The sequence below is a fragment of the Paenirhodobacter populi genome, from assembly GCF_004022215.1.
GTDB lineage: Bacteria > Pseudomonadota > Alphaproteobacteria > Rhodobacterales > Rhodobacteraceae > Rhodobacter > Rhodobacter populi.
In genome coordinates this window covers 1-10283 of the sequence record NZ_SAUZ01000051.1, presented here as the reverse complement: position 1 = coordinate 10283, position 10283 = coordinate 1, and the positions used below count along the sequence as shown (strand labels likewise).

At 64.6% G+C, this 10283-nt stretch carries 5 protein-coding genes and 2 pseudogenes; 1 reads left to right on the top strand and 6 read right to left on the bottom strand.

All coding sequences use genetic code 11. The features are described 5' to 3' along the window. The 6 genes and pseudogenes from D2T30_RS22310 to D2T30_RS22285 all read right to left on the bottom strand — a co-directional run. Positions 1 to 1267, bottom strand: a pseudogene (locus D2T30_RS22310) (IS1182 family transposase); the annotation flags it as partial. Positions 1268 to 2002: 735 nt separating this feature from the next. After that, entirely contained in the window at positions 2003 to 4576 is a 2574-nt protein-coding gene (locus D2T30_RS22305; protein ID WP_128210581.1) for a TRAP transporter permease, read from the bottom strand. Between the two features lie 94 nt (positions 4577 to 4670). Beyond that, on the bottom strand, positions 4671 to 5639 hold the full coding sequence (locus D2T30_RS22300; RefSeq protein WP_128210580.1) for a TAXI family TRAP transporter solute-binding subunit: 969 nt from the start codon (positions 5637 to 5639) through the stop codon (positions 4671 to 4673). Further along, complete coding sequence (locus D2T30_RS22295; RefSeq protein WP_128210579.1) at positions 5636 to 6532, bottom strand: beta-keto acid cleavage family enzyme; 897 nt, start codon at positions 6530 to 6532, stop codon at positions 5636 to 5638. Before D2T30_RS22295 ends, D2T30_RS22300 begins: the two co-directional genes overlap by 4 nt. After that, positions 6529 to 7887, bottom strand: coding sequence for an aspartate aminotransferase family protein (locus D2T30_RS22290; RefSeq protein ID WP_128210578.1), 1359 nt, complete (start codon positions 7885 to 7887; stop codon positions 6529 to 6531). The genes D2T30_RS22295 and D2T30_RS22290 overlap by 4 nt, the downstream gene beginning before the upstream one ends. 1 nt (position 7888) lies before the next feature. Next, entirely contained in the window at positions 7889 to 8758 is an 870-nt protein-coding gene (locus D2T30_RS22285; RefSeq protein ID WP_128210577.1) for a MurR/RpiR family transcriptional regulator, read from the bottom strand. 387 nt (positions 8759 to 9145) lie between these two features. On the opposite strand from D2T30_RS22285, the pseudogene D2T30_RS22280 reads away from it, so the two are divergent. Then, a pseudogene (locus D2T30_RS22280) lies at positions 9146 to 10242 on the top strand (transposase). The last annotated feature ends 41 nt before the right edge of the window (positions 10243 to 10283 follow it).

The following is a 10283-nucleotide window of genomic DNA, read 5'->3' as shown; positions in this document are numbered from 1 at the left end:
TTTCGCGCATCGCGTCGATCAGATGCTCATGCTCCCATCGGGTGATGCGGCGTTCCGTGCCGGTGGTGCATCGGCTTTGCAGCGTGCAGGTCTGGCATTCGTTGATCCAGTATCGCCGGACCTGAACACCGCGTTCCTCGGTGGTGTAGCGGTAGATCAGATCTTTGCCAGCCGGGCAGACATAGACATCGCGTGCCGCGTCATAGGCAAAATCGGCCTTCACATACATGCCCTTGGCCGCATTGCCCGAGGTGGCCGGGCGCGGCACGGTCGTAGTGATGCCTGCCTCATGGCAGGCGACGATCTCGGGGCCGCTGAAGTATCCCTTGTCGGCAATTGCGTGCAGGTATTCGCGGTGGAGAGCGTCTTTGGCGGCCGTGGCCATCGGGCTGAGCTGGTCGCGGTCGAAGCCCTGGTTCGTGACCTCGTGCGTGACGATGATATGGCTCCCGGTATCGACGGCAGTCTGCGCTGCGCGGGCTTACGCGGCCGCACTGCGGCCACGGTCCTGCTCGCTATAGCCAACCATACCGCTGTGCCGGGCGCTGGTGGCCATGGCACGGGCATCGGGATCGGTCAGGGAAATCTGTCCGTCCGGAGTATCGACCAGAGCTTTGTCCACTGCCTTCAGCCGCACGATCTCCTGCCGGATACGGCCGTAACGGCGGGCAAGGTGAAGCACTTTCTCGCTGCGGGCCTCGCCCGCTTCCTGGCGGTCGAGGCGCACCATCTCGTTGATGTAGCGCTCGACATCGGCTTCCAGATGGGCAAGGCGGCTGGCGATCTTGTTTTTGGTGAAGTTGCGATCGCGGTTGTTGACGGCCTTGAACTTGCTCCCGTCGATGGCGACGCAATCGCCCTTCAGCACGCCGATCCGGCGACATAGCTCGACGAACTGCGCGCAGGTCTTGCGGATAGCGCGGCCATTCGTGCGGCGGAATTCGGCGATGGTCTTGTGGTCCGGCACCAGCCTTCCGATCAGCCACATCACCTCCACATTGCGCCCTGCCTCGCGCTCGAGCCTGCGGCTCGACGGGATCCGGTTCAGGTAGCCATAGATGAACAGCTTCAGCAAAACGGCGGGATGATACCCCGGTCGGCCGGTGCGCGCGGAGATCGACCGCACGAAACCGAGGCCAGACAGATCAAGCTCATCGACGAACAGGTCAACGACGCGAACAAGATCATCCTCACCGATCCAGTCTTCCAGCCGCTCGGGGAAAAGCACCGTCTGGCTGCGCTGAACGCCCTCAATGAAACCCGCCATGCTGATCTCCCGCTAACGAGAAAGCATAGCATGCCAACGAGTTTTGACACACCCTCGGCCCAGAGCTGCCGGTCAGATAAGTCCTATGCCGCGGCGCAGCGTTCCCGGGTGCTGCAATGCCGCATTCTCCAAAGCCGCCCTTCGAGGAGTGACGCAGCAAAAAATGCGGGGGCCTTGTGATTCGGAGCAAGCAGCCGGTCGCGGCCGCAGCATCGGAACCAACTGCGTTGCAGCCTAATAGACCGATGCGCCGAGAGCCGCCGTTTTCTACGCATCGCGTGAATGACCAGAATGCGCATAACAGACCCGAGCAGCCGCAGCATCGCGGTGCCTTATGGTCAAGTATTGGAAGGTGGCCTTTCCCCCTGTTCGATCAAGGCGGCAGTCGAACCTTTACATCTCGCGGTGGGCCGGTCAGAGTGAATCATGAAGCACGGCTAACGGCGAGAGGTTTCCTGAGCCATTTAGGCTCCAGACCCATTGATTTCAGGATTCTTGCGTGATTCAGGCACCGCAAGGAGACCTGATTGATGAATAATCTTTACTGGCTGACCGACGCCCAGATGGAGGGCTGAAGCCGTTCTTCCACCAATCCGTCGCATCGCAAACCGAATGGCACAGCGACAGATCCAACTCGCTCACATCATCGCATGGTCGCTCTGGCGAAAGGCGCATCAGGCCGCTGCAAAACAGGCACACGTCAAACTAAAAACACAAATGTAATGACAGCGCCTGTCAAACACATGCCGCCGCAGCCCGGCCTTTCCTGCGCCACTGATTTAGCGCCACCCCCGCCAGCAGCACCAGCGCGAGCCCGGTTGGCCACAGCGCCGAGGGTTGCGGCGCGCGCACCAGCACGCCGGTGACGTCCAGACCGGGTTCCAGCCCCATTCGCGCGGCATATGACCCGAACCTGACCGGCCCGATCATAAGCCCGTCGCCCAGGGCGGTGAGCGTCACGCCATTGTCGGACAGACGATCCTCGGCGCTGCCGTCGATGGTGCGCAGGTTGACGGTGCGCGATACCTCGTCCCCCATCAGGTCATAACCCTCGACGGTGAAGCGGAACTGCGTCCCCGTCGGCGCCTCCGCCAGCAGTTGCATGAATTCGGATGGCGGGCGGCTTTCGTAGGGGTCGGAAAACTGGTTCAGCCACCAGTCCGGCCGGAACAGCGAAAAACAGATCACCAGCAGCGCCACGGTTTCCCAGATCCTGTTGCGCGTCACGAACCAGTTCATCGAGGCGGCGGCGAACAGCAGAATGGCGATCAGCGCGGTGAGGCATTGCCATGCGGTCTCCCACCAGGAATGCACGTCGATCAGCAGCATCGACGGGTTGAAGATGAACACGAAGGGCAGGATCGCCGTGCGCAGCGAATACAGCGCCCCCTGGAACGAGGTCTTGATCGGATCCTCGCGCGAGATGGCGGCAGCGGCGAAACCCGCTAGCCCGACGGGTGGGGTGATATCCGCCATGATGCCGAAATAGAACACGAACATGTGCACCGCGATCAGCGGCACCGACATTCCCGCCTGCGAGGCGAGGCTGACCACGACCGGCGCCATCAGCGAGGAAACGAGGATGTAATTCGCCGTCGTCGGAATGCCGAGCCCGAGAATCAGGCTGATCGCGGCCACCATGACGAGCATCAGGATCACATCCCCGCCCGAGATGTATTCGACGAATTCGGTCATCATCAGACCAAGCCCGGTCAGCGTGATGGTGCCGACCACGATCCCCGCCGTGGCGGTCGCCACGCCGATGCCGATCATGTTGCGCGCGCCGAGCGCGAGCCCGTCCCACAGATCGGTCAAACCGTCCCTCAGCCCCTTCATCACGTCCTGCTTGCGGAAAAAGGCCACCATCGCCTTGCGGCTCGCCACGATGACGATGACCGAGACGGTGGCATAGAAGGCGGAGAGGCCGGGGGACATCATCTCGACCATCAGGCACCATAGCAGCACGACGATGGGGATCAGGAAGTCGAGCCCGGTGCGCGCCACGTCCCATGCGAGCGGCAGATGCAGGATCGGTGCGTTCGGATCGTCCATTTCCAGATCGGGGTAGCGGGCGGAGAATGCAACCGTCAGCACATACAGCGCTCCTCCCGCCGCCATGAGCCAGCCCCCGGCCTCGGCCCCGGCGATGGCTTTGATGCCCAGCACGCCCCAGTAAAGCAAACACAGCACCAGAACCGTGCCCGAAAGGCCAAGCCCCCAGCGGATCATGCGCCGGCGCGGGTCCATCGGGTGGCCGGCGATCGGCTGCGAGCCGATCTTGATCGCCTCCAGATGCACGATGTAGAGGAGCGAGATATAGGAAAACAACGCCGGCAGCAGGGCGTGCCGGATGACCTGGCTGTAGGGAATGCCGACATATTCCACCATCAGGAAGGCGGCGGCACCCATCACCGGCGGCATGATCTGCCCGTTGATCGAGGAGGCGGCCTCGATCGCGCCGGCCTTAATGCCGGAAAGCCCGGTGCGCTTCATCAGCGGGATGGTGAAGATCCCGCCCGAAACCACGTTCGACACCGACGAGCCCGACACCACGCCGTTCAGCGCCGAGGACACCACCGCCACCTTGGCCGGGCCGCCGCGCAGATGGCCCAGCAGCGCGACCGAGATCTGCATCATCCAGTTGCCGCCGCCGACCTTTTCCAGAAGCGTGCCGAACAGCACGAAGAGGAAGACGAAGCTCGACGAAACGCCAAGCGCGATGCCGAAGACGCCCTCGGTCGTCAGCCATTGGTGATTGACGAATTTCGTCAGCGAGGCGCCGCGGTGCTGGATCACCTCGGGCATGTGCTGGCCGCCGAAGGAATAGACGACGAAGACCAGCGCCACGATCACCATCGGAATGCCAAGTGCGCGCCGCGTCGCCTCCAGCAGCAGCACGAAGCCCGCGATCCCCGCCGTGATATCCATCGTCGTCGGCTGGCCGGGGCGGGTGGCAAGCTGGTCGTAGAACAGGAACAGGTAGGATCCACAGAACGCCCCGAGCAGCGCCATGATCCAGTCCTGCACCGGGATCCGGTCGCGCGGCGAGGATTTCAGCGCCGGAAAGGCGGTGAAGGCAAGGAACATCGCAAAGCCAAGGTGGATCGCCCGCGTCTCGGTATCGTTCAGCACGCCGAAGCCCAGCCAGAACGGCAGGGGCGAGGCGATCCAGAGCTGGAACAGCGACCATGCCACGGCCACCACCGTCAGGATCCGGGCGGCGAGACCATAGGGGTGGCGTCCGCCGGTATCGACCTCGGCCACGAGTTGTTCGAGATCGACGCTCTCGCTGTCGGGTTTCGTCGTCATCGGTCTTCCTGTCGGTTGCTGGGCCAGTTCTTCCCGGACTCTGCGGTCCGGGTTGGGAAACGGGGCCGCCCGGCGGCCCCGTCAGGTCATCGGATCAGTTCAGCCAGCCCTGTTCCGTGTAGTATTTCGCCGCGCCCGGATGCAGCGGGGCCGAAACGCCCTTGGTGATCATGTCTTCCGGGGTGAGGTTGGCGAAGGCCGGATGCAGCGCCTTGAATTCGTCGAAATTGTCGAAGACGGCCTTGGTCACGGCATAGACGGTATCATCGGGCGTATCGGCGGAAACGACGAAGGTGGCCAGCACGCCGTAGGTTTCCACATCGTCGGGGTTGCCATTGTACATGCCGCCCGGGATCGTCGCCTTGGCGTAATAGGGATAGGTGTCCACCAGCCCGTCGACCGCCTCGCCGGTCAGCGGGACCAGCTTCGCGCCGCAGGTGGTGGTCGGGTCCTGGATATTGGCCGAAGGATGGCCCACACCGTAGAAGAAGCCGTCGATCTTGCCGTCGCACAGCGCCGGGCCGTGTTCATCGGCCTTCAGCTCGGATGCCAGCGAGAAATCCGCCATGGTCCAGCCCATCGCGTCGAGCAGCACGTCGATCGAGCTGCGGGTGCCCGAGCCGGGATTGCCGACATTGAACCGCTTGCCCTTGAAATCGGCGAAGGTGGTGACGCCGGCCTCGGGCCGGGCCAGCACGGTGAAGGGTTCGGGATGCAGCGAGAAGACGGCCCGCAGCTTGTCATTGGCGCCGGTTTCGGCAAAGGCGCCTTCGCCCTTGTAGGCGTTGTATTGCACGTCGGACTGCGCCATGCCGAAATCCAGTTCCCCACCCTTGATCGCATTGGCGTTGTAGGACGAGCCTCCGGTGGATTCGACCGAACAGCGCAGCCCGTGCGTCGCCCGGTCCTTGTTGACCAGACGGCAGATCGCCCCACCCGCGGCGTAATAGACGCCGGTGACGCCGCCGGTGCCCACCGTCACGAAGGTCTGCTGCGCAAGCGCCGGAACGGCGGCGCCGCCAAGCAGCACGGCAAGACCTGCACCGAGAATCTTGTGTTTCATGTCATTTCTCCTTGTTGAACGTTTTTGGTTATCCGAACGGTTGTCGTTTCTGTCCCGCACGATCCGTCAGCCGCAATCACCCCGGGCGGCACACGCCACAGCCTGCGCAGGTCTCCGGCCCGCGCGAGCGGGCGGCCCGCCGTCTGGCGCGCCGTGGCGGCCACGATCGCCGCATTGTCGGGGGCGAGGCTGCCGTCGGGCAGCCACAGGTTGTTCTCGAACCCCACCCGCGCATGGCCGCCATGCGCGGCGCCGCGCGCCATGAACCCCGCCTCCCCGGGGCCGAAGGCGCAGAGCATGAAGGCATGGCGCGTGATCCCCGCCGCCAGATAGGCCGCGAATTCCGCCGCTCCGGCCCCAGTGCCGGAATAGCGCCCCATCACCGGCAGGATCGCCAGAGGCCCTTCGGGCAGCAGGCCGCGGTCCTGCAATGCCTCCATCCGCACCAGATCCGCCGTGTCGTACAGGATGATCTGGTAAAGTGTGTCACGATCCTCCATCCGGCGGAACAATGCGGCTGGTGCCGCCGTGTCGCCGCCTTCGGGAAATATCTCGCGCAGGGCGAGGCTGACGGAGTCAGGGCGCACCGCCTCGACCAGCGCGATCTGTTCGGCTGCGGAATAGCGCCCGATGGCCTCGGTGGTGATCTGCAATATCATCCGGTCGCCCAGCTCTGCCCGCAGCGCGGACAGCGCCGCCCGGTAGCGCCCGGCATCCAGCACATGCGCCCCCCGGTCGTCGCGCACATGCAGATGCAGCATCGCGGCCCCGGCCGCCTCGGCGGCGGCGGCGGCTTCGACCAGTTCGGGCAGGGTCAGGGGCAGGCGGGGGTGATCCGCCTTGCCGCGCCGCGCCCCATTCGGCGCGACGGCGATGGCAAAGGGCCGCGTCACGCCATCACCGCGGCCACGGCGCGGTCGACCGCCGCCGCCAGCCGGGTGGCGATCATGTCGACCCCGGCCTGCGTGATGATATAGGGCGGCGCCATCAGCACATGATCGCCCGACCTGCCGTCGATGGTGCCGCCACCCGGATAGACCATTAGCCCCTCGGCCATCGCCTCGGCGCGGATCTTCGCATGAAGCTTCAGCTTCGGGTCGAAGGGCCGCTTCGCCACCCGGTCTTCGACCAGTTCGATGGCGCGAAATAGCCCGCGCCCGCGGATGTCGCCGACATGCGGATGATTGCCAAAGCGGTCCCGCAGCGCGGCGCCGAGCGCATCGCCCATCGCCTGGCAGTTCCGAAGGAGCCCGTCTTCCTCGATCACCTGCTGCACGGCCAGCGCGCCGGCGCAGGCGGTGGCATGGCCGATATAGGTGAAGCCGTGCTGGAACGTGCCCGAGCCCTGCGTGATCGTATCGTATATCTCGCCCGACATCAGGCAGGCGCCGATCGGCTGATAACCCGCGCCCAGCCCTTTGGCGCAAGTCAGCAGATCGGGCGAGACCCCTTCCTGTTCGCAGGCGAACAGCGTGCCGGTGCGCCCCATGCCGCACATCACCTCGTCCAGGATCAAGAGCACGCCGTACTTGTCGCAGATTTCGCGGATGCGGCGGAAATAACCGGGTGCCGGGGTGATCGCACCGCAGGTCGCACCGCCGACAGTTTCGGCGATGAAGGCGATGACCGTTTCGGGGCCAAGCCGCAGGATCTCGGTCTCAAGCTCGTTCGCCGCGCGCAGGCCGTATTCCTCGGGTGTTTCGTCCGCCCGCCGGTAGCGGTAGTCGAAGCACGGCGGGATATGGCTGACCGGCAGCAGGATCGGTTCGTAGACCGCCCGTCGCGCCGGATTGCCGCCCACCGACAGCGCGCCAAGCGTATTGCCGTGATAGCTTTGCTGGCGGGCGATGAAATGGCGCCGCCCGGTTTCCCCCTTTTCCCAGAAATACTGCCGCGCGAGTTTCAGCGCCGTTTCATTCGCCTCGGATCCGCCGGAGATGAAATAGACATGCTCCAGCCCCTCGGGCGCGCGGGAGATGAGAAAATCAGCCAGCGCCTCGGCCGGTTCGCTGGTGAAGAAGCTGGTATGGGCATAGGGCAGGCGGTCGAGCTGCGCCTTGATCGCCGCGATCACCCGGTGTTCGCTGTGCCCGAGGCAGGACACCGCCGCCCCGCCCGAAGCGTCCAGATAGCGCCGCCCGGCGCTGTCGATCACGAAGGGGCCGTCGCCCGCCACTGCGACGGGCAGCACGCGCGACGGATCGCGGTGCAGGATATGGGTCCGGTTCGGTCGGGGGTCGGATGTCATGTCAGCTCTCCGGAGGCAGGAAGGAAGACCGCGTGGCGAGGGACGCCTCATAGCGGCGCAGGGCGTCGAGCCCCGCGGCCCCGCGGGAAGCGAGGGTGAGGCAGGCGAGCGCCTGCGACAGCGAGACCAGCCCGGTGACCGAAGCGAGATGCGCCGGCCCGCCGTTCGTGGCGGTCAGCGTGACATCCGCAAGCCGGGCCACCGGCCCGAGCGGCGCATCCGTCAGCGCAAGGATCTCAAGCCCCGCATTCTGGGCGAAGCGCGCCGCCTCGACCGTTTCGCGGCTGTAGGGCGCGACGGAGATCGCCACCAGGACATCGCCCGGTCGCAGCGTATGGAGACTGTCGAGCAGCATTCCCCCCGTCGCCGCCATCAGCCGGGTGCCGGGATGGAACAGCGACAGGCTGTAGGCCAGCGAACAGGCGACGGCATGGCAACTGCGCAGACCAAGAACCGCGACCGTCCGGCCCCGCGACAGCATAGCCGCCGCCGCGTTCAGCCGGGCTCGTTGTTCCGGGTGCAGGCCCGAGACGGCATTCGCCGCCTCGGCCTCGGCGATCTGCGCGATCAGGGTATCGGGACCGTCGGCTTGCAGCGTACTGTCGGCGCGGCCGGAATAGACGGCGCCGTTCGCCTCGGTCAGCCAGTCGCGATGCAGGTTCTGGAATTCCTCCCACCCCGGAAAGCCGAGCGATTGCACGAAGCGCAGCAGCGTGCCGGGTGACACCGCCGCCTCGCGCGCGATGCGCCGCAGGCTGTGCAGCGCGATGTCCGATGGGTTTTCCCGCACATAGGTCGCCGCTTCCCGGAGTTTTGGCGGGAAGTCGTCATATCGGGTTTCGAGCCGTTGCCAGAGTTGTGCCAGGTCCATCGATACCGCAAATCGTTTGTTTCGGAAACATCACACCACGGAACATTTGTGTCAACTCTGAGCAAGATGATACGTGTCATTTCCCCGGCTGCGCACAAAAAACGGGCAGGGGTGGGATCTCCCGCGGCCATCGCCAAGAATACAGGGCAGGCGCGTGCTTCCATAACATTGCGGACGCCATCGTAGACTGTCACACTCACAACGCGTTGTCATCATTACGAGGCTGCATTGCAGCGAGGATGATCGCGGAGAAGAACGTTTCCGGACAGCGGTCATATCGCGTGGCGATGTATGAGGAGGATGAGAAAACAGTCCAGTGGGGCTTTGTTGCACTACCCCGTCGGATTACGGATTCATGTTTGTGAGTCAGCGGGTTAGGTTGGCGCCATGAGCAAGCCTGTCGCTGTCTTCCGGACCACGAACTGGTCGAGTTACAATGCAGCCCTGAAGCGCCGGGGCTCGCTGATGGTCTGGCTGGATCTAGAGATGTCGTGGTTCGCGGCCCCGAACGGCAAGCCGGGTCATCCTGAGCGGTTCTCGGCGGCGTCCATACAGTTCTGCCTCTCGCTCAAGGTGCTGTTCGGGCTGCCGCTCCGGCAAACGACAGGGTTCGTGGAGAGCCTGCTGGCTCTGTCCGGGCTCGACTGGCCGGTGCCCTTCGTCGGGCGATCCTTCCACTGGAAGGATCGCTGATCCTTCTCAGTACACCACACTCTGCCGCAGGCAGAAGCATCTGAAGGTTCAGATCGCGTATCGTGCGGCGTCCGGCCCGCTGCATCTGCTGGTGGACAGCACCGGTTCGAGAGAACCGGCGAGGGGGCATCAAGTTCTCGGGCGAAGGCGAATGGCAAGTCCGCAAGCACGGGGCCAGTCGCGGCAGGGCGCGCCAGGTTGCGCCACTGGTTCGAGCAGCCATGGCGTGCGGCGCAAGATCCACATCGGGATCGATGCTGATACGCTGGAGGTGCGGGCGGTGGAGATGACCGGTAACCGCATCGGCGATGCGCCCGTTCTGCCCGACTTGCTGGCGCAGATCCCGGCTGAAGAGCGGATCGACAGCGTCACCGCAGATGGCATCTATGACACCAAGGGCTGCCACGCCGCCATCGCGGCCCGAGGTGCCGATGCCGTTCGGGCCCGCCCTCGGACCAATGGCGGGCAGACCCTCACTACCACCCCGACGAAATGCCAGGGTCTGGAAGGGACACGATCCCGGCCTGCAGGCGCGAAACGAAGCGCTACGTGCCTGAAGGCGGTTCGGCCGGGCCAACTGGAAGAAATGGTCCGGATACCACCGACGAAGTCGCGTGGAGGTATGAGGGGGGTCAGAAAACAGTCCGGGGGACTGTTTTCCCGACGATTGGATGAGATGCATCAAGCTTTTGGGCGAGCGCATCATGGCCAGAGACTTCGACAGGCAGGATGCAGAGGTCCAGATCCGCATCCTTCGCAGGTTCTCTCGAACCGTCGCCCATCGGGCTTGAACCGATGGCGCCTCGATGGGCAACCGTTCACCTGCTCAGTC